The sequence below is a fragment of the Gordonia sp. Swx-4 genome (genome assembly GCF_030316175.1).
Lineage (GTDB): Bacteria > Actinomycetota > Actinomycetes > Mycobacteriales > Mycobacteriaceae > Gordonia > Gordonia alkanivorans.
On sequence record NZ_CP128197.1, the window covers coordinates 1833147 to 1858578 of the forward strand.

Sequence of the window (25432 nt, forward strand, 5' to 3'; positions counted from 1 at the left end):
GCGGCGTGGGTCACTGCCGCGCCGGGTCAGCAGCGCGACCCGGATTGCGGAAATCGGACCGATTAATTCGCAATCCGGATTTCTGCGCGAACGGATTTCGACAGAGCGATCGGTCGGTTTCCGGCCGTATTTCGCGCTGGTGATCTCTCACCTTGCCCACCTGTGGTGAGAGCGTTTCACAACTCCGGCGAAATCTGTTCCGGTTACCTTGTCCGGCAGTCTGTTTCAGCGCGGTTCGGGGAGGTCGTGGGTGGTGCTCGGGGTGGGTTGCGGCGTGAGTACGATCACGTGATGTACTTCATTGGTCCGTCGAGTGAACGGACCAGCGACAATTCGAAAAAAATGCCGCTGCGGGAGAAGAGGGAACACCCGATGTTCGACAAGGTTCTGGTTGCCAACCGAGGCGAGATCGCGATTCGTGCGTTCCGCGCCGCTTACGAGTTGGGGGCGCGCACGGTCGCGGTGTACCCGTATGAGGATCGCAACTCGGTCCATCGTCTGAAGGCTGACGAGTCGTATCAGATCGGTCTGCCGGGCCATCCGGTGCGGGCGTATCTGTCGGTGGAGGAAGTGGTGTCCGCAGCGGTGCGGTGTGGCGCCGATGCGATCTACCCCGGCTACGGTTTTCTGTCGGAGAACCCGGGGTTGGCGGCCGCCTGTGCCGAGGCGGGTATCACCTTCGTCGGGCCCAGTGCCGACATTCTGGAGATGACGGGTAACAAGGCCACCGCGGTGGCTGCGGCCAAGGCTGCGGGGATTCCCGTGCTGGCGAGTTCGGAGCCGTCGTCTGATCTCGACGAGTTGCTCGCCGCCGCCGAGGACATGCACTTCCCGGTCTTCGTGAAGGCCGTTGCCGGTGGTGGCGGACGCGGTATGCGTCGGGTCGACGACCGCGCCGATCTGGCCGAGGCGATCGCCGCGGCATCTCGTGAGGCGGAGTCGGCGTTCGGTGATGCGACGGTGTTCCTCGAGCAGGCCGTGGTCAACCCGCGCCACATCGAGGTGCAGATCCTCGCCGACACCCAGGGCAACGTCATCCACCTGTATGAGCGTGACTGCAGCCTGCAGCGTCGTCACCAGAAGGTGATCGAGCTCGCGTCGGCACCCAATCTGTCGGATGAGTTGCGGGAGAAGATCTGTGCCGACGCGGTGGCCTTCGCGCGCCACATCGGTTACACGTGCGCGGGCACCGTCGAGTTCCTCCTCGACGAGCAGGGACGCCATGTGTTCATCGAGATGAACCCGCGTATCCAGGTCGAGCACACCGTGACCGAGGAGATCACCGATGTCGACCTGGTGAGTTCGCAGTTGCGGATCGCGGCGGGGGAGTCCCTCGATGATCTCGGTCTGTCGCAGGACTCCATCCGTATCCGTGGTGCTGCGCTGCAGTGCCGCATCACCACCGAGGACCCGGCCAACGGCTTCCGCCCGGATGTGGGTCGGATCACCGCCTACCGAAGCCCGGGCGGCGCGGGTGTCCGCCTCGACGGTGGCGCCAACCTCGGTGCCGGGGTGAGCGGTCACTTCGACTCGATGCTGGTCAAATTGACCTGTCGCGGAAGGGATTTCCCAACCGCGGTGCGTCGTGCCCGGCGCGCGGTCGCGGAGTTCCGCATCCGCGGTGTGGCGACCAACATCCCGTTCCTGCAGGCCGTGCTCGATGATCCGGACTTCCGTGCCGGTCGGGTCACCACGTCGTTCATCGACGAGCGTCCGGGTCTGCTGACCCAGCGGTCGTCGGCTGACCGCGGTACCAAGATCCTGTCGTATCTGGCCGATGTGACGGTCAACAAGCCGCACGGGGAGCGGCCGACCACGGTGTATCCGCGGGACAAGCTGCCCACCGTCGAGCGCGCGGTGCTCGCGTCGCCGAAAGACGGTTCGCGGCAGCGTCTGCTGCAGTTGGGGCCGGAGGGATTCGCCCGTGATCTGCGGGAGAACCCGCGTCTGGGCATCACCGACACCACGTTCCGTGACGCGCACCAGTCGCTGCTGGCGACCCGCGTGCGTACCACCGGTCTGGTCAACGTCGCACCGTATGTCGCGGCGCTGACCCCGGAACTGCTGTCGGTGGAGTGCTGGGGTGGCGCGACCTACGATGTGGCGCTGCGCTTTTTGAAGGAAGATCCGTGGGATCGGTTGGCGCAGTTGCGTGAAGCGATGCCGAACATCTGTCTGCAGATGCTGCTGCGCGGCGCCAACACCGTGGGGTACACGCCGTACCCGACCAAGGTCACCACGGCCTTCGTCGAGGAGGCCACCGACGTCGGTATCGACATCTTCCGGATCTTCGACGCGCTCAACAACATCGACGCGATGCGCCCGGCGATCGACGCGGTGCGTGAGACGGGGACCGCGGTGGCCGAGGTGGCGATGAGCTACACAGGTGACCTGTCGTCGCCGTCGGAGGATCTGTACACCCTCGACTACTATCTGCGTCTGGCCGAGCAGATCGTCTCTGCCGGTGCGCATGTGCTGGCCATCAAGGACATGGCCGGTCTGTTGCGTGCGCCGGCGGCGACCAAGCTGGTCTCGGCGCTGCGCAAGAATTTCGACCTGCCGATCCATGTGCACACCCATGACACCCCGGGTGGTCAGCTGGCCACTTACATGGCTGCCTGGCAGGCCGGTGCGGACGCGGTGGACGGTGCGAGTGCCGCGCTGGCCGGTACGACCAGTCAGCCGCCGCTGTCGGCGATCGTCGCGGCGACCGCGAACACCGACCGCGACAGCGGAATCGACCTGGCCCGTGTCTGCGACCTCGAGCCGTACTGGGAGGCGCTGCGAAAGGTGTACGCGCCGTTCGAGTCCGGGCTCCCGGCCCCGACCGGTCGGGTGTACTCGCACGAGATCCCCGGCGGTCAGCTGTCGAACCTGCGTCAGCAGGCCATCTCGCTGGGATTGGGCAACCGCTTCGAGGCCGTCGAGCAGGCCTACGCCGCCGCCGACTCGATGCTGGGTCGTCTGGTCAAGGTGACACCGTCGTCGAAGGTCGTCGGTGACCTGGCGCTGGCGCTGGTGGGTCGCGGGATCACCGCGTCGGACTTCGCCGCCGACCCGGGCTCCTACGATATTCCCGATTCGGTGATCGGGTTCCTGCGTGGCGAACTCGGCGACCCGCCCGGTGGCTGGCCGGAGCCGCTGCGCAGCCTCGCGCTCGAGGGTCGGGCGCCGGCACCGGAGGTCAAGCAGCTGACCGCCGATGACGAGGCGCTCCTGGACAAGCCCGGCCGCGATCGCCAGGTGCGTCTCAATCACCTGCTGTTCCCCGGCCCCGCCAAGGAGTTCGAGGAGCACTACGAGACCTACGGTGACACCTCGCGGTTGTCGGCGAACCAGTTCTTCTACGGTCTGCGCTATGGCGAGGAGCATCGGGTCAACCTCGAGCCCGGGGTTGAGCTGATGATCGGTCTCGAGGCCATCAGCGAGCCCGACGAGAAGGGCATGCGCACCGTGATGTGCGTGCTCAACGGTCAGCTCCGTCCGATCGCGGTCCGCGACCACAGCATCGACTCCGCGGTCGCCAGCGCAGAGAAGGCCGACCGTGCCAACCCGAAGCACGTCGGGGCGCCGTTCGCCGGTGTCGTGTCCCTGTCGGTCGACGTGGGTGACGAGGTCGCCGTCGGCGCGACCATCGGCACCATCGAGGCGATGAAGATGGAGGCCGCCATCACCGCACCCGTCGGCGGCAAGGTCACGCGCGTCGCGATCGGCCCGGTCACCCAGGTGTCGCCGGGTGATCTGCTCATCGAGATCAGCTGACCTGCACCCCATCCGGGTTTCGCTCACCGGCTCCGTTCCCGCTCACCCGATTCGGGTGAGCGGGAACGGAACTCGTGAGCGGCAGCGCTTTCACACTGTGGAGTTGTCAAAGAACGAGGCGGTTTCGCGGCTGATGGTGTGTCAGGCGGCGTCGTCGAGTCGCATGGTGCGTCGGTTGTAGGCAGGTAGTGGCCGCCGTTGCGGGTCGATGTCGGCGGGCGGGATGAGCCAGGGGTGGCGGTCGAAGCCGATCATTATGTCCCACCCGTTGTGGTGGACCTGGGTGTGGCAGCGCTGGCACAGCAGGCAGCCGTTGTCGAGCTCGGTCTCACCGTCATCGCTCCAGTGCACGATGTGATGAACCTGGGTATGTGAGTGCGGCGCACCGCAACTGATGCAACATCTGTCCCGGATGATGATGGCTTTGCGGATGTGTGCCGGGAACAGGCGTCGTTCACGACCCATCTCCAGGGGCACGGTTTCGCCGTCGATGATGATCTCGGTGATCGTGCCGTCGCAGGAGAGTTTCTGCGCGGTGGCCTGGGTAACCGACCCGGTCCAAGGTAGGAAGGCGGGATCACCACCGTCGGCGGGGATGGTCAACAGGGTCTGGGTACGTGGTGCACCGATGCTGTCCAGGGATGCGCCTTGTGCTGCTTGGTCGAGGAGGAACTCGAGGGCGTCGACGCGTCGTTGATCGACGGAGCGGCGGTCGTCGGCGCCGTCGGGTTCGGGGCGTGGTGTAGCACGTTCGTCGATCATGGCGATGAACTTCTCGCCCACGGCCTGTGTCACGTTGGCATGAATCTCGACGCGGCTGTCGTCGGTGGTGTGGTGCGACAACGTGTCCAGAGACTTGTCGTCGGACGCGGGGATGCCGTCATCGTCGTCGGCGATGGCATTGCCGATCGTCCGAGCGTGCTTCTGCATCTCGGCGGGTGTGGCACCGGACAGAGCCTGGGTGAGGGTTCGGTTTCGTAGATCGTTCGATCGTGGTCGGAAAGTGCTGTGGGTGAGCGTTTCTGGATTGTGCTGAGTCCGCGCACGATGGCGTCGACGACTTCACCTGAGAGGCGCCCGTCGGCGGCGTAGGCCTCGACCTTGCCCAGGTTGCCGATGTTCTCGGCGATACGGGCAGCGCGTGTGGCGACGGCGGGCGGGAAACCCATCTCGATCAACAGTCTCCCGGTGGTGGAACCATGTCGCTCCGCCACTGTGAGATCGTCGAGATTGGCTGTGTGCGAGGTGAGTAGATGGTCCGCCGCGTTGCGGATCAGTCGAATCGTCTCGAGTTGGGCGAAAGTCTTTGCCCCGGTCGGGTCGTCGGCGGGTGGGGTGACCTCGATGAGTTGGTGGAGAATCTGGTCCAGCGGTGCCATGACTCCACTTTACGGGAACATACGTTCGATCGCTGTCACTTTTCGTGTGCACCAACGGTGCGAATCATCATGATTTGCAAGATATTTCGTATGGCGAACAGTCGGCGGATTTGTTGACGCGGCACCATTTCCTTCTCGCTCGTGATGTCCCACCAGCGCGAGAGGAAGAGGCGAGCGGTAAGGAAACGGTTACGCAGGAACGGAATTCGTGAGCGTCAGTCGACGATCGTGTCCGCCCGCGCGCGGGTCGTGGCGATGAGTTCCGCATTGGGTTCGTCGACGGCCTCGATCCAGGCGCGCGCCTCGGCGTCGGTTTTACCGGCGGCGATGTGCCGTTTCCGGAGCCGCTCGCGGCGGACCTCCGCGTCGGCGTCGACGTAGACCAGGCGGTCGAGGAGGGGGCGTACGTGGCGCCACCCGGGTTGGTCGAGGCCGAGGTAGTTGCCCTCGACGACCACGAGCCGCGCGGTGGCGGGCACGATGAGCGACGCTGCGATCGGTTCGCCGGTGGTGTGGTCGAAGTCGGGGACGTACACGGTTTCGCCGCCGTGGGCGATGCGTGCGAGTGTGGCAACGAATCCCGCGGCGTCGAAGGTGTCGTGCGCGCCCTTGCGGTCGCGGCGGCCGAGTCGCTCGAGTACCGCGTTCGACAGGTGGAAGCCGTCCATCGGGACGTACCCGACCGCGTCGGCGCACAGCGTGGTGGAGAACTCATGGACGAGGGTCCGGGCCAGCGTTGTCTTTCCTGCTCCCGGCGGGCCGGTGATGCCGACCATCACGCGGTCGGCGGTCTCGAGGAGCGCGGCGACGTCGGGGGCGGTCATCCGTGTTCAGCTACCGCGGTATGTCGAATACGCGAACGGGCTCAGCAGTACCGGGACGTGATAGTGGCGGTCGGCGTCATCGACCTCGAAGCAGATGTCGATCTCCGGGTAGAACGCCTTGATGCCGTTGTCGGCGAACCAGTTCCCGGTGTCGAAGACCAGGTGGTAGATGCCGGGGACAAGGGCCTCGGTGTTGACCTTGCCGATGCGTCCGTCCGAATCTGTGGTACCCGAAGCCAATTCGGTGCCCGATGCGTCCTGCAGCAACACCTCCACGCCGACGGCCGGGGAGCCCGACGTCGCGTCGAGGACATGGGTGGACAGACCGGTCATGCGGAGGCTCCCTCGTCGGTGTCTGGTGTCATCAGCATACGGATCAGACGGCTCCGGTTGATCTTCGCCAGCTCTCCCCGCAGCACGCGGCGTTCGGTCACGGGATCGTTGTCCATGCGTTCCTTGAGGATTCCGAGCAGCACATCGGCCGGCCGTCCGTTGGCGAAGACCAGGTAGACGTGGCCGAACTTGTCCTCGTACGACGCGTTGTACTTCTTCAGTTCCTCGATGACTGCCGCGTCTGCGCCGGACACCCCGGACTGTTCGCGGGCGGACGAGGCATTGTCCGGGCGGTCCCCGATCCGGGGATGCCCGGCGAGGGCCTGGTCGATATCGGTCTCGGTCAGCTCGACCAGGAGTTCGTCGGCGCGATCCAGCAGTTCTTGTGGATCGGCGAACGGCCGCTCCTCTGCGACGCGTCGTGCCCAGGTGGGCGAGCTGCAGCAGGCGAGGAGCCGCTCGACACATGCGTCGGCGGTCAGCACGTTGAAGCGGTCGAGCTGTCCTCGGTCGCCGGGGTCGAGGTCTTCGTCTGGGCGCACGCGTACAGCCTAGGAGGTCGGCGTCCGGACCGGCGGTCACCAGCGGCCCCGGGAATTGTGGAAGATGGAACAGTGACTGCGTCAGGTGAGGACAGCGAGATCGGTGAGGTTCTCGGTGTGGTGCTCGCCGCCGGTGCGGGTAGCCGGTACGGGATGCCCAAGATCCTTGCCCACGACGGCGTCTGGCTGAAGGCGTCGACGAACGCGCTGCGCGCCGGTGGGTGCGCGGACATCGCGGTCGCGATGGGGGCCGCAATCGTCGCGCCACCCGTCGGCGTCACCGCGCTCGTTGTCGACGACTGGGCTGACGGCCTCGGCGCGTCGGTATCGGCGGCGCTCGGCTGGGCTTCTCGCCGGCCCGGGGTGGGTGGCGTGGTGCTCACCGTGGTCGACACGCCCGATGTCGGACCCGAGGTGGTGCGTCGCATCGTCGACGCGTCCGGAGGGCGGCGCGGGGATCTGGTCCGTGCGGTCTTCGACGGCCGGCGGGGGCATCCGGTGTACATCGGCGCCGATCATCTCGGTCCGGCAGTCGAGGTCATCCACGGGGATGTCGGTGCGCAGCGGTATCTGCGAGATCACGAGGTGACTTGCGTCGAATGTGGCGACCTGGCCACGGGCCGGGACATCGACACCAGGGAATGAGCCGCCGCCTCCGGCGTGCCCATTTCGAGACCTTCTCGTCGCCGTTCCGGTGCACGGGGATCCGGCTTCTGCTGATCGTCCGTGCATAGGGTGCAGAGAAGAGCCCGCGTCGGTACAGCCAGAGCCGACGCAAAACCGGGCCCGTCGAAGACCATCACCGGCGAAGAAGGTGATCACGTGGCGCGAGGACACCGCCGTCGAATCGTCGCGCTGGTCGCCGCGCTGGCCGCGGGCCTCGGACTGGCCGCGTGCGCGGGATCGCCGGACCAGGCCGCGTCCGAGCGGCCCGCCGCCCAGGATGGCCACCTTCCGCCCGGCTTCGACACCACTTTCCGCTGGTCGTCCACGCCGGTGCTGGACCCGCAGTCCGATGAGGGGACCTTTGTCCGCGCCTACGTCGAGTCGTTCGAGATCGCCAACGCCGGGGCGTCGGTCGAATGGGGATACCCGGGGTTCGCCGAGGCCTCGCCGTCGAACATCGATCAGATGGTGACCGCCTACCCGTCCGAGGTCTCCGAGGCCCGACGTCAGGTCGGCACCGCGTTCTATACCGGGCTACGCCGCGTCGACGACGCCGACTGGACGCGAATCGTACTGTGCCGTCAGGGATACCGCTCGGTGGAACGCGACGGGACGTGGGTGGTCGGGTACGACACGTCCCGCCCCGTCGAGATCGACATCCGGCGCATCGGCGACCGGCCGCCGGCGGCTCCACAGGGTGGTCAGCGCACGCCGGAGACAGACGTGTTCGGCGCCTGGTACACCTCGCGGTACGACTTCTCCGCCCTGTATCCCACCCCGACGACCGACCAGAAAGCCTGCGCGGCAACGCGACAGGTGGGGATGCCGCATTGGCTTCCGGCCGAGGCCGACGAGCCGTGGCCGGTGTCGCCGGCGGTCCCGGGCTGGTCGACCTATCCGGGCGTCGGCTGAGTCAGAGGTCCGGTAGACCCTCCAGCAGGTCGTCGAGGTGCACGGGCAGGTCCCGGACGCGGACACCCGTCGCGTTGTGGACCGCGTTGACGACTGCCGCGGCACTGCCGACGATGCCGATCTCGCCGGCACCGCGCGATCCCATCGGCGTCGCATGTTCGTCGGGGTCGTCCAGCCAGATGGCGTCGACATCGGCGATGTCGGCATGGACGGGGACGTGGTACTCGGCGAGGTCCTGGGTGACGACATGCCCGAAGCGGGGGTCCCGGACGCTCTCCTCGAGCAGCGCCATCGAGATGCCGAACGTCATCCCACCGATGAGCTGGGATCGCACGGTGCGCGGATTGATGGCGCGTCCGATCGAGAACACCCCGAGCATACGGGGGATGCGGATCTCGCCGGTGTCGACGTCGACGCGGACCTCGACGAAGTGGGCGCCGAACGAGGCGATCCGGAACTTCTTCAGATCGGGGTTCTCGTCGGTCTTCGCGCTGACCTCGGCGCCGTCGGCCGGATCGTCGCCGAACCGGGTGCGGAATCGTTGTGCCGCGGTGACGATCGCCGAGCCCCACGACGAGGTGCCCGACGAGCCGCCCGCGACGGAGCCGCTCGGCAGGGAGCTGTCACCGATCTGGAGGTCGACCTGTTCCGGCTCGATCGCGAGCGCGTCGGCGGCGATGAGCGTCAGTGCCGTCCAGGCGCCGGTACCGATGTCGGTGGCCGCGATCCGCACAGCGTAACGGCCGTCCCGATAGGAGACGGAGGCCTCGTTGCCGGGGTTCACCATGTGCGGGTACGTCGACGACGCGACGCCGAATCCGACCAGCTGCCGCCCGTCGCGGTTCGTGCCGGGCTCGGCGCGGCGACGGTCCCAGCCGAACCGTTCGGCGCCCTCGCGGAGGCATCGGACGAGCTGGCGAGACGACCACGGCTTCCCGCTCTCCGGGTCGTCGGCGGGTTCGTTGCGGATCCGCAGCTCGATCGGATCGAGTCCGACGGCGTGGGCGAGTTCGTCCATCGCGACCTCACCGGCGAACATCCCGGGCGCTTCGCCGGGGGCGCGGAACCAGAACGGCGGCGGGACGTCGAGGGGGACCACGTGGTGATCGGTGCGCCGATTGTGGGCGGCGTACATCATCCGTGACGAGACGGCGGCCTGCTCGGCGAACTCCTTCGCGTGAGCGCTGTGCGCGTGAGCCTCGTGGATCAACGCGGTGATGTTGCCGTCCTCATCGGCGGCGATGCGCAGCCGGGAACGCGTCGGCGCGCGATGGCCGACGTAGGCGAACATGTGCTGTCGCGTCACCGCGAACTTCACCGCCCGGCCGGGCACGCGCATCGCGGCCATGGCGGCCAGCACGTCGTGCGAATGAGGGGAGCCCTTGGACCCGAACCCGCCCCCGACATGCGGAGCGATCACCCGCATCTGTGCGGGTTCGAGTCCAAGGACGGGCGCCAACGCGGAGACCACGCCCTGCGTCGACTGTGTCGAGTCGTACAGGGTCAGGAGCTCCTCGTCGGGCGCCCACGTTGCGACCACGGTGTGTGGTTCCATCGGGTTGTTGTGTTCTTCCGGCGTCGAGTACCACTCGTCGACCACCACGGTGCCGGCCGGCGGGTCGTCGAGTATCCGGTCGGGTTCGCCGCTCTCGGAGGTGGTTTCGAATCCGCCGTTGACCTTCTCCGGCCGGTACCGATTGGGATGGTCGACGCGGAACTCGGTGTCGTGGGGTGCCTTGTCGTAGGACACGGTCACCGATGCGGCTGCCTCCCGGGCGATCTCGGGTGACTCGGCGACGACCGCGCCGATGAGCTGGCCGCGATACGCGATGTCCGGTGACTGGAGGATCGTGAGATCGCCGTCGGAGGTGTCGGCCAGTCGGGGCGCGTTGTCGATGGTGAGGACCGTGACGACACCCTCGGTCGATTCCGCTGCGGCGGTGTCCATCGCGGTGACCCGGCCGCGGGCGACGGTCGCGGTGATCGGCCACAGGTACGTCGCGTCGGTGAGGTGTTCGTAGGCGTACGGCGCTGTGCCGCGGACCTTTTCGACGCCGTCGATCCGCGCGTGACCGATGGGGGCGGGCGACGATCCGACGACGCTCATCGGGTCAGCTCCTCGAGAACGGCAGTGAGGGTGCGCCGGACGAGAGGGATCTTGAAAGCGTTACCGTCCAGGGGCCGGGCGTCGGCGAGTTCGGCATCGGCGGCCTCGGCGAACAGCTCACGCGAGGGTGGTCGGCCGCGGACCACGGCTTCGGCTCGTTCGGCGCGCCACGGTTTGTGCGCGACGCCGCCCAGGGCAATCCGCGCCTCGCCGATCGTGCCCCCGTCGGTCGTGTCCCCGTCCATGGTGATCTCGGCGCCGACCGAGATCAGTGCGAACGCATACGACGCGCGGTCGCGGACCTTGCGGTAGGTCGACACCGATCCGGGCGGCGGTGCGGGGAGGTCGATCGCGACGATCACCTCGTGTGGGTCGAGAACCGTGTCGCGGTCGGGATGTTCGCCCGGGTGGCGGTACAGCGCGCGCACGTCGAGATCGCGTTCGCCGTCCGGGCCCTGCACGACAATCCGTGCGTCCAGCGCGGTGAGCGCGACGGCCATGTCCGACGGGTGGGTGGCCACGCACGTGTCGGGGTCGTCGGCGTCCGGAGCTCCGAGGATGGCGTGATACCGCGTGTAGCCGCCGATCGCCGAGCATCCGCTACCGGGTGAGCGTTTGTTGCACGGCGTCGTGACGTCCTGGAAGTACACGCAGCGTGTCCGCTGCAGCAGATTCCCGGCGTTGGTCGCCAGGTTGCGCAGCTGTGGTGACGCGCCCGAGAGCAGGGCGCGCGCGAGGACCGGATAGCGGCGTCGAACCAGGGGATGGGCGGCGGTGTCGGAGTTGCGCGCGGTCGCGCCGAGACGCAGGGAGCCGTCGGGGTTCTCGCTGATCTGGTCCAGGGGTAGGCGCGAGATGTCCACGAGGGCAGGCGGGTTGGCGATGCCGAGCTTCATGTGGTCGACGAGGTTGGTGCCGCCGGCGAGCAGTTTCGCGCCGGGATGGTCGCGGAGGAAGTCGACGGCTCCGGCCACGTCGTCGGCGCGTTCGTAAGCGAAGGGGATCATCGTTCCGCCGCCTGCCGGATCGCCGCGACGATGTTGGGGTAGGCCGCGCAGCGACACAGATTGCCGCTCATCCGTTCCCGGATCTCGTCGTCGCCGAGAGCCTCGTCCGCCGCGTCGGGGTCGAGGTCATCGGTGGCGTGACTGGGGTGCCCGTTCTTCGCCTCGTCGAGCATGCCGACCGCCGAGCACACCTGGCCCGGTGTGCAGTATCCGCATTGGAAGGCGTCCTGGTCGATGAACGCCTGCTGGAGGGGATGGAGGTCGCCGGGTTCGGCGAGTCCTTCCGCCGTGACGATCTCGGAGCCCTCGTAGCTGACGGCGAACGACAGGCAACTGATGACGCGCCGGCCGTCGACAAGGACCGTGCACGAGCCGCACTGGCCGTGGTCGCAACCCTTCTTGGGCGAAAAGATGCCCAGGCGATCGCGCAGACCGTCGAGGAGGGTGGTGCGGGTGTCGACCACGACGTCGTGTGCCACACCGTTGACCGAGAGAGAGACCCTGGCTTCCACATGGCGCGGATACCCGGCGGTGTGAAGCCCAAACCAATCCCATGGCTCCGTATTCGTCTGGAACAATCGGCGGAATGGCCCCCTCGAGACCCAGAGTCGTCGTCATCGGAGCAGGATTCGCGGGCATGCATTGCGTTCGGCGGTTGCGGAACGCCGCGGTCGACGTGACGCTGGTCGATCGCAGCACCAGCCACGTCTTCCAGCCGCTGCTCTACCAATGCGCCACCGGGTTGCTGTCGGAAGGTGCGATCTCGAGTCCGATCCGGCACCTGACCCGGCGCCAGCGCAATCTCGACGTCGTCCTGGGGGAGGCCGCCGACATCGACGTCGAGACGCGTGAGGTCGTCGTCGACCGTCTCGACCGGTCGTCATTCCGCCTGCCCTACGACTATCTCGTGGTGGGGACCGGGATGCGTACCGCGTACCGCGGCAACGACCAGTTCGCGAAGTACGCACCGGGAATGAAGACCCTCGACGACGCGCTGACGATCCGCCGCAAGATCATGGCCGCCTTCGAGATGGCGGAGACGATCACCGACCCCGAGGAGCAGCGCTCCTGGCTGACCTTCGCGATCGCGGGTGGTGGACCGACGGGAGTGGAACTCGCGGGCCAGATTCGTGAACTCGCGACTCGTGCTCTGGAACGCGAATACGACGCCATCGATCCGGCACACGCCCGGGTCCTGCTGCTGCACGGTGGGGATCGGGTGTTGCCGTCGTTCAACGTCCGACTGTCGGCCAGTGCCCAGCGAACCCTCGACGACCTCGGCGTGGAGACGCACCTCGGCGTGCACGTGACCGATGTCGGCGACGACTACGTGGAGACCACCCGCAAGGCCGACAAACACAAAGATCGGTATCCGGCGCGAACGACGCTGTGGACCACCGGCGTCGAGGCGGTCCCGTTCGCCGCCACCCTGGCGACCGCGCTCGGCGTCGAACAGGATCGGGCGGGCCGAATCTCGGTGGAGGCGGATCTGTCGGTCCCCGGACATCCCGAGGTGTTCGTCGCCGGCGACATGATGGCGTACAAGGACCTTGCCGGCGTCGCCGAGGTCGCCATGCAGGGTGGACACCACGTCGGCCGCGTGATCGCCGAAAGTGCAGGAGGACAGCAGGAACGGTCGCCGTTCAAGTACCGCGACCTCGGCACCGCCGCCTACATCGCGCGGCGTCGGGCCATCGTGCAGTCCGGTCGGTTCCAGATGTCGGGGTTCCCGGGCTGGGTCGCCTGGGGCGTCATCCACATCGCCTTCCTGGCCGGAATCCGCAACCGGCTGGGTACCGTGATGACCTGGGGTGCAACGCTGCTGACCGACTCACGCCGGGAGCGGGCGATCATCTACGGCGACACCGAGACCGCGCGGACGCCGTACGCGCGTCGGGAAGCGAAGTAGGTCAACAGGGCTCGGCGGCGGCCTCGCCGGCCGTGCTCAGACCTTCATGCGCATGTACGCGACGACCTTCTCCCAGTTCTCGAAGCCGGCCTGCTTGAAGTGGATGTGTTCGCCCTCGAAGGCATCGACGCCCCGCATGGTCCGGTCGTCGATGATGAAGTCTCCCTTGTTCAGGTTCTTGTGGTGCGACAGGATGACCCGCTTGTAGGCGGGGGACTTCTTGTCACGGCCCAGATGCATCTTCACCAGCTCTGAGAGTCGGCGACGGCGCGTCCGGCGAACCTCAACTCGACTCCCAGACCTCGATCGAAGTCTGGGAGTCGAGTCGAGGTTCGCCGGTCAGTGGTCCGACGGCCTGGGACGAGTGTTCCGCGGAACGCTTGTCCGACGACGCGCGGCCTGGTATCCAGATTAGAACACGTTCTAATTCTGACCTGGCGAGGAGTCTGTATGCACACCCCGATCTGCGATGAGCTCGGTATCGAGTTCCCGATCTTCGCGTTCACCCACTGTCGTGACGTCGTGGTCGCGGTCAGCAAGGCGGGCGGCTACGGAGTGCTCGGCGCGGTGGGCTTCACGCCGGAGCAGCTCGAGATCGAGCTGAACTGGATCGACGAGCACATCGGCGATCACCCGTACGGCGTCGACATCGTGATCCCCAACAAATACGAGGGCATGGACGCGAACATGTCGGCCGAGGAGCTCACCAAGATGCTCCAGTCGATGGTGCCGAACGAGACCCTCGAGTTCGGCCGCAAACTGCTCCTCGACCACGGCGTGCCGCTCGCCGACGGCGACGACAACTCGCTGCAGCTGCTCGGCTGGACCGAGGCGACCGCGACGCCGCAGGTCGAGATCGCGCTGCAGCATCCGAAGGTCACGCTGATCGCCAACGCGCTCGGCACGCCGCCGAAGGACATGATCGAGAAGATCCAGGCCGCGGGACGCAAGGTCGCGGCGCTGTGCGGATCGCCGAAGCAGGCGCGCAAGCATGCCGACGCCGGTGTCGACATCATCATTGCCCAGGGCGGCGAGGGTGGCGGCCACTGCGGTGAGGTCGGCTCGATCGTGCTGTGGCCCCAGGTCGTCAAAGAGGTTGCCCCCGTGCCTGTTCTGGCCGCCGGCGGTATCGGCAGCGGCGAGCAGATCGCGGCCGCACTCGCGCTCGGCGCGCAGGGTGCGTGGAGTGGTTCGCAGTGGCTGATGGTCGAGGAGGCGGAGAACACCCCCGTCCAGCAGCAGACCTACATCGACGCATCGAGCCGCGACACCGTTCGCAGCCGCTCGTTCACCGGTAAGCCGTGCCGCATGCTGCGCAACGACTGGACCGAGGCATGGGAAAACCCCGAGAACCCCGATCCGCTGGGAATGCCGTTGCAGTACATGGTCTCCGGTATGGCTGTCGCCGCGACGCACAAGCATCCCGACGAGAGCATCGACGTCGCCTTCAACCCCGTCGGCCAGGTCGTCGGGCAATTCAAGAAGGTCGAGAAGACCTCGGCGGTTATCGAACGCTGGGTGACCGAGTACATCGAGGCGACCGGCAACCTGGACGCATTCGCAAACGCGACCGCGTAAGCGTCACAGCGCAATTCACGAGCGCGGGGAACGGCGAGCAGTCGCCGTTCCCCGCGCTCGTGGCGGTGGGAGGGCCTCAGCCGATGGTGCGGGAGATGTCTTGCTCCACGGTGAGATCCAGCGCACCCTCGGCAAACCAAGTCACCGGCCCGGTCGCCGCGTCGAGCGCCTCGTCGTAACCCTCGCGAGCCTGACCCCACAGTTGACCGGAGGAGCCGTCCGGCGTCACGCCGATCAGCGCGATGAGTTCACCGGTGGTGGGGATGCAGATGGCCCATACGAACCGGGTCTCGGTGTCCCAGTCGGAGTTGGCCTGTGCCACGTAGCCGGCAGGGGAGTCGATCCCGAGAAGAGTCAACGCCGGGACGTCGGTGATCCGGTCGTCCGCACGAAGCGAACGCAGATACCACGTCCCGGCGTTGATCTCGACTGGTTGCACAGTCGTGAACTCGCGGAGAGTCTTACTTCAGCTCGAGCAGCACGGTGCCCTGGGTGACCGCGGCGCCGGCCTCGACGGACAGGCCGGTGACCACGCCGTCCTTGTGGGCGGTGACCGGGTTCTCCATCTTCATGGCCTCGAGGACCACGATCAGATCGCCGGCTGCGACCTCCTGGCCCTCTTCCACGGCGACCTTGACGACGGTGCCCTGCATCGGTGCGGCCACGGCGTCACCGGAGGCGGCAGCGCCACCGCCCTTCTTGCGCGAGCGGGCCTTCGGCTTCTTGCGGACGACACCGTTGGACGAGCCGCCGCCACCGAGGGCGAGATCGCCCGGCAGCGAGACCTCCACGCGGCGTCCGCCGACCTCGACCACGACCTTCTGGCGCGGTGCGGCATCGTCTTCCTCGATCGGCTGTCCACCGGTGTACGGCTCGATCGGGTTCTCCCAATCGGTTTCGATCCACTTGGTGTAGACATCGAACTTCTCGCCGTCGCCGATGAACGCCGGATTGGAGACGATGTGGCGGTGGAACGGGATGACCGTGGCCAGGCCCTCGACCTGGAACTCGGCCAGTGCGCGACGCGAACGCTCGAGCGCCTGCTCGCGGGTCTCGCCGGTGACGATCAGCTTGGCCAGCATCGAGTCGAACTGGCCGCCGATGACGTCGCCCTCGACGACGCCGGAGTCGACGCGCACGCCGGGGCCGGTCGGCTCCTTGTAGACGGTGACGGGGCCGGGGGCCGGCAGGAAGTTGCGGCCGGCGTCCTCACCGTTGATGCGGAACTCGAAGGCGTGGCCGCGCGGGGCCGGGTCCTCGGTGAACTCGAGCTTCTCGCCGTTGGCGATGCGGAACTGCTGACGCACGAGGTCGATGCCGGCGGTCTCCTCGGTGACCGGGTGCTCCACCTGCAGGCGGGTGTTGACCTCGAGGAACGAGACCAGGCCGTCGTTGCCCACCAGGAACTCGACGGTGCCCGCGCCGTAGTAGCCGGCCTCGCGGCAGATGGCCTTGGCGGACTCGTGGATCTTGGTGCGCTGCTCGGCGGTCAGGAACGGCGCCGGGGCCTCCTCGACGAGCTTCTGGAAACGACGCTGCAGCGAGCAGTCGCGGGTGCCGGCGACGATGACGTTGCCGTGCTGGTCGGCGATGACCTGGGCCTCGACGTGGCGGGCCTTGTCCAGGTAGCGCTCCACGAAGCACTCACCACGACCGAACGCGGCGACGGCCTCGCGGGTCGCCGACTCGAACAGCTCGGGGATCTCCTCGATGGTGTAGGCGACCTTCATGCCGCGGCCACCGCCGCCGAAGGCGGCCTTGATGGCGACCGGCACACCGTGCTCCTTGGCGAAGGCGACGACCTCGTCGGCGTCCTTGACCGGGTCCTTGGTGCCGGGGGCCATCGGGGCGTCGGCCTTGAGGGCGATGTGGCGGGCGGTCACCTTGTCGCCGAGGTCGCGGATCGACTGGGGCGACGGTCCGATCCAGATCAGCCCGGCGTCGATGACGGCCTGGGCGAAGTCGGCGTTCTCCGACAGGAAGCCGTAGCCGGGGTGGATCGCGTCGGCGCCGGACTTGGCGGCGGCGTCGAGGATCTTGTCGAACACCAGGTATGACTCGGCCGAGGTCTGGCCGCCCAGCGCGAAGGCCTCGTCGGCGAGCTTGACGAACAGTGCGTCCGCGTCGGGCTCGGCGTATACGGCGACGCTCGCGAGGCCCGCATCCCGGGCCGCGCGGATCACGCGGACAGCGATCTCGCCACGATTGGCGATGAGGACCTTGCTGATTGCGGAAGAGGTACTGGGCACTTGTTCTCCTGGGCCTTACTCGTACTCAGGTGTTCGCAGCGCGGGGTGAGCGCGCGACACGGTTGTCGGACAACGGTCAAGACGGGGGCACACGCTCGGCGACCGGGATGCGGACGGCTCGGGCGTTGGACGACACCGGGAGTCCGGCATCGCGACCTTCCGGCCAATACAGTAACGCACCGAGCAATCGTTCGGTGGAGCCGTGGGTCACAACGCCGGAGAGAACGTGCTCGCGTCACCGAGGTGACGCACCAGTAAGGCGAAACTGCGCAGGTAGGCGTGGACGGGACCGACTGTCGGATCGATGTCGGTCGCCTGGGAATCACGAGGGAAAGGTGACGCACCAGGCAGCGGCGCTCCGGTTGCGGGCATGTCGGTCGACGACTCGTCGACGCCGAAGTCGCGGAGCGGGGATTCTCGCGGAAACCTGGCCGAATAGCGCAAACCGGACGGCGTCCGGTTGATCCAGATGTAGACCTCGTGCGGTGAGTAGCTGTGACTGCGGATCACTTTCGCGCGGCCGGCATCGGCCGCTCCGGCGCCGGGTGCGTACCGGGTGTCGATGAACGAGATCACGAACCGCGGCTCCCCCCGATGGCCGATGAGTTCGGCCACCCTCAGGAACGGCAGCGCGGCGCCCTGACGGCCCCGCTTCAGGACGGCGGTGGATCGGCTGACCGCCTGGTCGAAGGTCGGGGAGTCGGACATGTCCACCCAGAACGGCGCGACGCCGACGAACCACCCCAGGGCGGTGAGCCACTGGGTGTCGTTGCGGGTGTGCCGGGGCAGCACGCAACGGAAGTCCGCGTCGCCGGTCATCTCGTGGTGGACCATCGCGAACGCGGCGAGGATGCCCGCGGTCAGGGTGCCGCCGGCCTCCGAGCAGATCGCGGTGAAGCGGTTGGCCGTCTCGTCGTCGGCGATGACACCCCACAGCGATTCCTGCGGGATCGTCGTCTCTTCGACGTACTGCCGATCGGCGTCCTCGGCGTCACCGCCGTGCGACCGCAGCAGCGCGGGCATGTCGCCGGCGCCCGTGCGCAGGAACTCCGACCACAGGGCGACCGCCGGATGGTCGCCGCCGGTCTGGTCGGACAGTCGGCGTTCCTCGGCGCTGAAGTCGACGTAGCTGCCGACCTCGGGCAGGTTGGCACTCCGGTGCTCCCTCGCGGCGCGGTACAGCGAGACGAGCTCCTGCTGGGCCATGATCAGCGAATAGCCGTCGACGAGCGAATGGTCCGCGGCGAACAGCAGGGTGAACGAATCGGCCCGTCCCACCGTCGCGAACAGGTAGGCGGGCCAGTGCAGCGGCGCGGTGGCGCGGTCGAAGGAGCCGCCGAGCTGCTCGACGAGCGGCCCCGACTCACGGAACCAGCCGATCCGGCCCATCTTGAGTCTCACGGTGCCCGGGTCGGTGGTGAGCCGCTGCAGACCGGTGCCCTTGATGACCACGTGGCTGCGCAGCACCTCGTGGCGGTCTATCCACTGGGTCAGCACCGAGCGGATCGCCGGGATCGACAACGGCTCGTCGAACTCGATCGACAGTCCCAGCCACGCCTCCCGCCCGCCCTCCCGCTGCGTCTGCACGCGGTACTCGAAGGCGGCACGCAGGTGCTGCTCGTGGTTGTGCGAGGTCAGGCGGGAGTCGTGGTTCCACGCGCCCAATCCGCCGGGGACATAGGGAGTCCACTCGACGAGCCCTCCCGGGGCGATGGGCTCATCGCGGATCTGGATGAACTTCATGCCCCGGGTGTGTCGGACCCGGAATCGGAAGTCTGATTGCGAACCTGCGCCTTGATCCGGCCGAGCATGCCAGCCATACCCCGGAGGCGGAGCATGCTGACCACGCTGCCCAGACCGAGGTCGAAGTAGAAGTCCGACGGGACGTCGAGGATCTCCTGTGCCGAGGCGGTGTCGAGTCCTTGGTGCAGGATCGCCGCGAAGCCGCGTGTGGTCGGTGCCTCGCGCGGTGCGGTGAAGTACAGGCGCACCGATCCCGGATCGTCGGCGTCGACGGACAGGAACACCGGCGACTGGCACTCGGGTACCGGTTCCATCGCCTCCTGCTGCAGATGCTCAGGGAGGTCGGGGAGTTCGTCGGCGAACTCCAGGAGCAAGGTGATCTTGTCCGAATCACCAAGGGCGGCAAAGTCGTCGACGATCTCTGCCAGGGCTGGGGGCAAACTCATCGTCGATCAGGGCTCACTTGGAGCCGGGTGCGGCACCCGGGGTGTCGCCGACCGCGATGGGTACGCGAACCGCGTTGCCCCACTCGGTCCACGATCCGTCGTAGTTGCGAACCTTGGTGTACCCCAACAGATGCGTGAGGACGAACCAGGTGTGGCTGGACCGCTCGCCGATGCGGCAGTAGGCGATGGTCGGGGTGTCCTTGTCGAGGTCGCCGTAGATCTCGTCGAGCTCGGCGCGGGAACGGAATCGGCCGTCCGGAGCCGCCGCCTTGGCCCACGGGATCGACACCGCGGTGGGGATGTGACCGCCACGCAGCGCGCCCTCTTCGGGGTAGTCGGGCATGTGGGTGCGTTCGCCGGTGTACTCCTGCGGCGAGCGGACGTCGACGAGCGGCTCGGTGCCGAGCACCTCGAGAACCTGCGGGGCGAAGGCGCGGATCTTGGTGTCGTCACGCTCGACGACGGGGTAGTCCGACCGCGGGTACTCGGGGACGTCGAAGGAGGTGTCGCGGTCCTCGGCCATCCACGCGTCGCGGCCGCCGTCGAGCAGACGCACGTCCTCGTGACCGAACAGCGTGAACACCCAGAGAGCGTAAGCCGCCCACCAGTTGGACTTGTCGCCGTAGATGACGATGGTGTCGTCGCGCTCGATTCCCTTGCTGCGCATCAATTCTGCGAACTGCTCGCCGTTGATGTAGTCGCGGGTGACCGGGTCGTTGAGGTGCAGGTGCCAGTCGATCTTCTGCGCGGTGGGGATGTGGCCGATGTCGTAGAGCAACACGTCCTCATCGGATTCGATGATCTTGAGGCCCTTCGCGCCCAGGTGAGCCGACAGCCACTGAGTGGTCACCAACCGCTCGGGGTGGGCGTACTCGGCGAAGGCCGGATTCGGGTCGGTTTCAACACTCACGGTCTGTTCTCCAGCTTGGTGCGTTCGGGCGTCTCTACGTTCATCGCGCGGACCGTGACCGGTCCCGGAGATAAAGGGTAGGGCATCGCTCCGCGGGACTGCCCGGTGGCAGATCGGCTGCGGTCTGCGGCGGCCGTCCGGGCAGTGCTTCGGTCGGATGACAAACCGCAGGTCAATGGGGTGGTTGCCTGCTAAGTTCGCCCAATGATCGAACGACGTGGGGCTCGCGTGGAGCGCCGGAGTGTCTCGCGACTGGCGCGGTGGGGCGTCCCGTTGGCGGTGGCGGTGCTCGCCGCGACGAGCGGATGTTCGCTCATCTCCTCCGACGACTCGTCGAGTCCGGCGCCGTCGTCGTCGGCGTCGACCTCCTCCTCACCGGGGTCGCCGACCCCGAGTTCGCCGTCGCGGTCGAGGATCCCGTCGTCGACGCCGAGCAACGCCGACCCCACTCGCTGCAGTCCGGACGACTGCCCTGAGCTGGCGACGCCGTCGGCGGAACTCATGACCAGCGGGGTGAACTCGTCCAACGTCGACACCGCGGTACCGAAGTACCTCACCACGCTGCTCGACGACCTCGATGCGACCTGGGGCGGATGGTTCGGCGAACTCGGCTGGGGTGACCCCGCACCGGGACGCGTGCTGATCGAGTCGGGCACCTCGTTCGCCACCGAGTGCATCGACGAGGACGGGGCGTCGAACCGGATCCCGTCCGACGAGGCCAACGCCTTCTTCTGCGGTGTGGACGAGGAACCCAACGGGCAGGGGCAGGAGACCGAGGGCAGCATCGTGCTGCCGGTCGACACCTTCGCCGCCATCTGGGACGGGAACGTCTTCGGGGTGCCGTCGCCGATCGTCGGCGACTTCACCGCGGCCATCGTCGTCGCCCACGAGTACGGGCACAACGTCGTCTTCCGGATGGCCGAGGCCTTCGACATCCCGGAACGACGCCTGCCGCAGGGCAAGAACAGCGAGCTGTTCGCCGACTGCCTGGCCGCGAACTGGGCTGCCACCGCCTACCAGCGTGACGGGTTGGGACCCAAGGAGATCCTGCAGGTCGCGACGCTTCTTCCGATCATCGGTGACACCGGCGGCGCGATGGGCCACGGATCGGCGGTCGAACGGGCGCGGGCGCTGACCATCGGACTCACCGGCCCGCAGTTCAATCGGCAGGGGCAGCCGGTGGACTGCCTCCAGCGGTACTGGCCGGAGTTCTTCGAGGTGAGCTGACCCTTCGAGGCTCGGGCGGAATGAGATCGCATGCGACATCGGCCCGGCTGTTCGACCTCGGCCGACGTCGTTCCCACAGGTTGAGGTCGCGCGCGACGTCAACCTGGGCCGCCGTGCAGCGGGCCTCGGGGGATTGCACACGGCGGGGCGTAAATCTCGTCCCCCTCAGGGGCTTACGGGGGCAATGTGCCCTCCGAGGGTGCTCACGGGGACGAATTTCGCGAGCACGCCGGGCGGTACCGGCCGGGGTTCTTCGAGGTCGATCAGCTCAGTGCAGCCAGAAGTCGGTGACCGACAGCCCGACCTCGGTCAGCAGGCGTTGCACCAGCGGTAGGCCGATCCCGATCACCGACGACGGGTCGCCGTCGATGCGCTCGACGAGCCAGCCGCCGAGCCCGTCGAGGGTGAACGCACCCGCGACCTGCAACGGTTCGCCGCTGTCCACGTAGCGCGCGATCACGTCGTCGTGGGCGTCGGTGAAATGGATTGTGGTGGAGGAGGTCCCGGTCGCGGTGGCGGACCCGGTGGTGGGGTTCAGCCGGATGAGGTGATGGCCGGTGAGTAGGTCGGCGCTGCGTCCGCGCATCTCGGCCCACTGGGCCAGCGCACGTTCGGGGGTGTGCGGTTTGCCGAGGAGCCGGTCACCGAGAAGGAGCATCGAGTCACAGCCGATGACCACGACCGTCTCGCCGTTCTGGGCCGCACCGGCGATCTCCGGGAGCGAGGCGACGGCCTCGGCCTTCGCCCGCGCCAAGGCGGCGACCACGGCATCGGCGGGGGTGCCGGGCGGCAACTGGGCAAGCACCGCGTCCTCGTCGACGTCCGAGACACGGACCACCGGTTCGACGCCCGCGGCGCGCAGCACCCGGAGGCGGGCCGGGGACGCCGACCCGAGCACGAAGACCGGGCCGGCGGTGGCCGGCCCGGTCTCGTGTGTACTCGACCCGATCAGGGAATCAGGCACGTGTCAGTAGCGCAGGTTGGTGAAGCTCGACGGTGCGCCCCACTGCGGACGCAGACGATCGACGGGGCGACCCCAGTCGTTGCGGATCTCCGGTTCCGGCTCGCCACCGCCGGCACCCGCGCCGGCCAGGACGCTCACCAGCACGGCGAGGTCCTCGGCGGTCGGATTGCCGTTGACGACGGTCAGGAACGGCTTCTCGGTGCTCTCGTTCACGGCGCTCTCACTCACAGCGGGATGTTTCCGTGCTTCTTCGGCGGCAGGTTGACCATCTTGCGCTCGAGCAGCTTGAGCGCGGTCGCGATCTGGCCGCGGGTGTGGCTCGGCGGGATGACCGCGTCGACGTAACCGCGGGCCGCGGCGACGTACGGGTTGACGAGGGTGTCCTCGTACTCCTGCTGCAGCTCGAGGCGCAGTGCGTCGACGTCCTCGCCCTTCGCGGCAGCGTCCTTGAGCTGGTTGCGGTAGACGAAGCCGACGGCGCCGGAGGCACCCATGACGGCGATCTGTGCGGTCGGCCACGCGAGATTCACGTCGGCGCCCATGTGCTTGGAGCCCATGACGTCGTACGCGCCGCCGTAGGCCTTACGGGTGATGACCGTGATCTTGCCGACCGTCGCCTCGCCGTACGCGTAGAGCAGCTTGGCGCCGCGTCGGATGATGCCGCGGTACTCCTGGTCGGTGCCGGGCAGGAAGCCGGGGACGTCGACCAGGGTGACGATCGGGATGTTGAAGGCGTCGCAGGTGCGCACGAAGCGGGCGGCCTTCTCCGAGGCGTCGATGTCGAGGCAGCCGGCGAACTGGGTCGGCTGGTTGGCGACGATGCCCACGCTGCGGCCGTCGACGCGGCCGTAGCCGACGATGATGTTCTTCGCGTAATCGGCCTGGATCTCGAGGAACTCGTCGTCGTCGAGGATGCGACGGATGACCTCGTGCATGTCATACGGCTGGTTCGGCGAGTCCGGGATGAGCGTGTCGAGTTCGAGGTCCTCGTCGTTCAGAGTGTCCTCGATCGACCCGGCGGCCGGCTGCGCGACCGGCAGGCGAGGTGCGTCGGCGCGGTTGTTGCTCGGCAGGTAGCTCAGGAGCTCCTTGACGTACTCGAGCGCGTCCTCCTCGTCCGAGGCGACGTAGTGTGCGGTGCCCGACTTCGCCATGTGGGTGGTCGCACCGCCGAGTTCTTCCTGCGTGACCTCTTCACCGGTGACGGTCTTGATCACGTCGGGGCCGGTGATGAACATCTGGCTGGTCTTGTCGACCATGACCACGAAGTCGGTCAGCGCGGGCGAGTACACGTGGCCGCCGGCGGCGGCACCCATGATCAGCGAGATCTGGGGGATGACACCCGAGGCGCGGACGTTGCGGTGGAAGATCTCGCCGTACAGACCGAGCGAGACCACGCCCTCCTGGATACGGGCACCGGCGCCGTCGTTGATGCCGATCAGCGGGCGGCCGGTCTTGATGGCCAGATCCATGACCTTGACGATCTTCTCGCCGTAGACCTCACCGAGGCTGCCGCCGAAGACGGTGGCGTCCTGCGAGAAGATGCAGACCTCGCGGCCGTCGATCGTGCCGTAGCCGGTGACCACACCGTCTCCGACCGGTCGACGTTCGGCGAGACCGAAGTTGGTGCTGCGGTGCTTGGCCAACGCGTCGAGTTCGACGAACGAACCCTCGTCGAGCAGATGGGTGATCCGCTCGCGGGCGGTCAGCTTGCCCTTCGCATGGGTCTTCTCGACGGCGGCCTCGCCCACGGGGTGCTTCGCCTCTTCGAGGCGATTGCGCAGATCGGCGAGCTTCCCCGCTGTCGTGTGGATGTCGGGAGCGGCGGAATCGTCGCGTGAAGCTGTGGTCATGACTGTCGATGCTAACTACCCGGGTGTGAGCCACGTCAACCGGATCAACGTGAGATATCCCTCAGGTTCCCGAGCGATCGGTCGGTGGGGATCGGCCTGCACGGTTGCACGTGGCCATCGGCCCGCGTGTCCAGCGCGTTTCGTCTCACCCGGCTGCGGCACGGAGGGGCGCACATCGGCGGTCATCACCACGCCGAACACCCAGTAGGTTCTTCAGGCATGACCCTCGACGCCGAGCTGCTCCGGACCCGACTCGCCGACACGCGCTGGCACCGGATCGAGGTGGTCGACGCGACGGGGTCGACCAACGCCGATCTCGTGACACGCGCGGCCACCGAACCCATCGACGGAACGGTGCGCCTGACCACCGACCAGACCGCGGGCCGCGGACGTCACGCTCGGACGTGGACCGCACCGCGCGGGACCCAGCTGGCGATGTCGGCGGCGGTGGAGGTCGGTGAGCACACCGAACACCTCGGCTGGCTGTCGCTGCTGGCCGGGCTCGCCGCCGTTCAGGGCATCGGCGAGGCGGTGGACGTGCGGCCGACCCTCAAGTGGCCCAACGACGTCCTGATCGACGGGCGCAAGACCGCCGGAATCCTGTCGGAGTACACGCGTTCGCCCCACACCCGCGGCGGGGACGGGGGAGTGGCGGTCATCGGCACCGGCCTCAACACGACGATGACGCAGGACCAACTGCCGGTCCCGACCGCGACGTCGTTGCAGCTGGTGACCGGCAAGGACATACCGCTCACCGAGCTCGCGGCGTCGTACCTGCGGGCGTTGTCGGAGCTCCTCGACCTCTGGCCGCACGACGTCGACGGACTCGCGGCGCGGTATCGGGAGGACAGCGACACCATCGGGCGCCGAGTACGTCTGGTGCTGCCCGGCGACGAGGAGGTCGTCGGCACCGCGACCGGCGTCGACGCATCCGGGCGGATCGTCGTCGACGCCGACGGGCGGCAGGTGATCGCGGCCGCCGGCGACGTCACGCACCTGCGGCCGGTCTGACTTCGACGGG

General features: G+C 67.6%; 23 protein-coding genes and 1 pseudogene. 7 read left to right on the top strand and 17 right to left on the bottom strand.

Translation table 11 applies throughout. The annotated features are described in order from the left end of the window. Positions 1 to 372 precede the first annotated feature (372 nt). Positions 373 to 3762: a pyruvate carboxylase gene (locus PWF70_RS08425; RefSeq protein ID WP_286352921.1), complete on the top strand. Its 3390-nt coding sequence runs from the start codon at positions 373 to 375 to the stop codon at positions 3760 to 3762. Between the two features lie 141 nt (positions 3763 to 3903). On the opposite strand, the pseudogene PWF70_RS08430 reads toward PWF70_RS08425, so the two are convergent. From PWF70_RS08430 to uraD, 4 genes and pseudogenes are all read right to left on the bottom strand, one after another. After that, positions 3904 to 5141 (bottom strand): annotated as a pseudogene (locus PWF70_RS08430) (HNH endonuclease). Between the two features lie 215 nt (positions 5142 to 5356). Continuing rightward, positions 5357 to 5965 (bottom strand): nucleoside/nucleotide kinase family protein, encoded by a 609-nt coding sequence (locus tag PWF70_RS08435; protein ID WP_006359237.1) that lies wholly within the window; start codon positions 5963 to 5965, stop codon positions 5357 to 5359. Between the two features lie 6 nt (positions 5966 to 5971). Continuing rightward, entirely contained in the window at positions 5972 to 6298 is a 327-nt protein-coding gene (gene uraH / locus PWF70_RS08440) for a hydroxyisourate hydrolase (RefSeq protein ID WP_035750676.1), read from the bottom strand. After that, on the bottom strand, positions 6295 to 6840 hold the full coding sequence (gene uraD, locus PWF70_RS08445; protein ID WP_035750679.1) for a 2-oxo-4-hydroxy-4-carboxy-5-ureidoimidazoline decarboxylase: 546 nt from the start codon (positions 6838 to 6840) through the stop codon (positions 6295 to 6297). Before uraD ends, uraH begins: the two co-directional genes overlap by 4 nt. 72 nt (positions 6841 to 6912) lie before the next feature. Here uraD and PWF70_RS08450 point away from each other — a divergent pair, with 72 nt between their 5' ends. Together PWF70_RS08450 and PWF70_RS08455 are read left to right on the top strand one after the other, a co-directional pair. After that, a complete protein-coding gene (locus PWF70_RS08450; RefSeq protein WP_006359240.1) occupies positions 6913 to 7485 on the top strand; it encodes a nucleotidyltransferase family protein in 573 nt (190 codons plus the stop codon). A gap of 210 nt (positions 7486 to 7695) precedes the next feature. Continuing rightward, entirely contained in the window at positions 7696 to 8418 is a 723-nt protein-coding gene (locus tag PWF70_RS08455) for a hypothetical protein (protein ID WP_035750907.1), read from the top strand. A 1-nt stretch (position 8419) separates the two neighbouring features. Here PWF70_RS08455 and PWF70_RS08460 read toward each other — a convergent pair whose 3' ends face one another. From PWF70_RS08460 to PWF70_RS08470, 3 genes are read right to left on the bottom strand one after another with little or no spacing between them, the layout of a single operon-like run. After that, on the bottom strand, positions 8420 to 10525 hold the full coding sequence (locus tag PWF70_RS08460) for a xanthine dehydrogenase family protein molybdopterin-binding subunit (protein ID WP_035750682.1): 2106 nt from the start codon (positions 10523 to 10525) through the stop codon (positions 8420 to 8422). Beyond that, on the bottom strand, positions 10522 to 11532 hold the full coding sequence (locus tag PWF70_RS08465; protein WP_035750684.1) for an FAD binding domain-containing protein: 1011 nt from the start codon (positions 11530 to 11532) through the stop codon (positions 10522 to 10524). The genes PWF70_RS08460 and PWF70_RS08465 overlap by 4 nt, the downstream gene beginning before the upstream one ends. Continuing rightward, entirely contained in the window at positions 11529 to 12044 is a 516-nt protein-coding gene (locus tag PWF70_RS08470) for a (2Fe-2S)-binding protein (RefSeq protein WP_035750687.1), read from the bottom strand. Before PWF70_RS08470 ends, PWF70_RS08465 begins: the two co-directional genes overlap by 4 nt. Positions 12045 to 12118: 74 nt before the next feature. Here PWF70_RS08470 and PWF70_RS08475 point away from each other — a divergent pair, with 74 nt between their 5' ends. Continuing rightward, the gene (locus PWF70_RS08475; RefSeq protein ID WP_035750690.1) at positions 12119 to 13441 is read left to right on the top strand and encodes an NAD(P)/FAD-dependent oxidoreductase; all 1323 of its coding nucleotides are present in this window, start codon (positions 12119 to 12121) and stop codon (positions 13439 to 13441) included. 36 nt (positions 13442 to 13477) lie between these two features. On the opposite strand, the gene PWF70_RS08480 is transcribed toward PWF70_RS08475, so the two are convergent. Then, positions 13478 to 13687 (bottom strand): hypothetical protein, encoded by a 210-nt coding sequence (locus tag PWF70_RS08480; RefSeq protein WP_006359246.1) that lies wholly within the window; start codon positions 13685 to 13687, stop codon positions 13478 to 13480. A gap of 204 nt (positions 13688 to 13891) precedes the next feature. Here PWF70_RS08480 and PWF70_RS08485 point away from each other — a divergent pair, with 204 nt between their 5' ends. Continuing rightward, positions 13892 to 15019 (top strand): nitronate monooxygenase, encoded by a 1128-nt coding sequence (locus PWF70_RS08485; protein ID WP_006359247.1) that lies wholly within the window; start codon positions 13892 to 13894, stop codon positions 15017 to 15019. A gap of 76 nt (positions 15020 to 15095) precedes the next feature. Here PWF70_RS08485 and PWF70_RS08490 read toward each other — a convergent pair whose 3' ends face one another. From PWF70_RS08490 to PWF70_RS08515, 6 genes are all read right to left on the bottom strand, one after another. After that, positions 15096 to 15458 (bottom strand): hypothetical protein, encoded by a 363-nt coding sequence (locus PWF70_RS08490; protein ID WP_241549000.1) that lies wholly within the window; start codon positions 15456 to 15458, stop codon positions 15096 to 15098. A 22-nt stretch (positions 15459 to 15480) separates the two neighbouring features. Continuing rightward, a complete protein-coding gene (locus PWF70_RS08495; protein ID WP_006359249.1) occupies positions 15481 to 17268 on the bottom strand; it encodes an acetyl/propionyl/methylcrotonyl-CoA carboxylase subunit alpha in 1788 nt (595 codons plus the stop codon). A 207-nt stretch (positions 17269 to 17475) separates the two neighbouring features. Then, entirely contained in the window at positions 17476 to 19011 is a 1536-nt protein-coding gene (locus tag PWF70_RS08500; RefSeq protein WP_035750699.1) for a condensation domain-containing protein, read from the bottom strand. Further along, positions 19008 to 19457: a SufE family protein gene (locus PWF70_RS08505; RefSeq protein WP_035750702.1), complete on the bottom strand. Its 450-nt coding sequence runs from the start codon at positions 19455 to 19457 to the stop codon at positions 19008 to 19010. Before PWF70_RS08505 ends, PWF70_RS08500 begins: the two co-directional genes overlap by 4 nt. Positions 19458 to 19470: 13 nt before the next feature. After that, positions 19471 to 20367, bottom strand: coding sequence for a sulfurtransferase (locus PWF70_RS08510; RefSeq protein WP_035750705.1), 897 nt, complete (start codon positions 20365 to 20367; stop codon positions 19471 to 19473). Positions 20368 to 20558: 191 nt separating this feature from the next. Beyond that, complete coding sequence (locus PWF70_RS08515; protein WP_042377591.1) at positions 20559 to 20870, bottom strand: hypothetical protein; 312 nt, start codon at positions 20868 to 20870, stop codon at positions 20559 to 20561. Between PWF70_RS08515 and PWF70_RS08520 the strand changes: the two genes are divergently transcribed. Further along, positions 20869 to 21594 carry a neutral zinc metallopeptidase gene (locus tag PWF70_RS08520; RefSeq protein ID WP_006359254.1) on the top strand — a complete coding sequence of 242 codons (726 nt, stop codon included), beginning with the start codon at positions 20869 to 20871 and terminating at the stop codon, positions 21592 to 21594. The genes PWF70_RS08515 and PWF70_RS08520 overlap by 2 nt on opposite strands. Before the next feature lie 268 nt (positions 21595 to 21862). Here PWF70_RS08520 and PWF70_RS08525 read toward each other — a convergent pair whose 3' ends face one another. From PWF70_RS08525 to PWF70_RS08535, 3 genes are read right to left on the bottom strand one after another with little or no spacing between them, the layout of a single operon-like run. Then, positions 21863 to 22558 carry a Maf family protein gene (locus tag PWF70_RS08525; protein ID WP_035750711.1) on the bottom strand — a complete coding sequence of 232 codons (696 nt, stop codon included), beginning with the start codon at positions 22556 to 22558 and terminating at the stop codon, positions 21863 to 21865. A 3-nt stretch (positions 22559 to 22561) separates the two neighbouring features. Further along, positions 22562 to 22786, bottom strand: coding sequence for an acyl-CoA carboxylase subunit epsilon (locus PWF70_RS08530; protein WP_035750714.1), 225 nt, complete (start codon positions 22784 to 22786; stop codon positions 22562 to 22564). Beyond that, positions 22783 to 24411, bottom strand: coding sequence for an acyl-CoA carboxylase subunit beta (locus PWF70_RS08535; RefSeq protein WP_005193701.1), 1629 nt, complete (start codon positions 24409 to 24411; stop codon positions 22783 to 22785). The genes PWF70_RS08530 and PWF70_RS08535 overlap by 4 nt, the downstream gene beginning before the upstream one ends. A gap of 219 nt (positions 24412 to 24630) precedes the next feature. Here PWF70_RS08535 and PWF70_RS08540 point away from each other — a divergent pair, with 219 nt between their 5' ends. After that, entirely contained in the window at positions 24631 to 25422 is a 792-nt protein-coding gene (locus tag PWF70_RS08540; protein ID WP_035750717.1) for a biotin--[acetyl-CoA-carboxylase] ligase, read from the top strand. Positions 25423 to 25432: the final 10 nt, after the last annotated feature.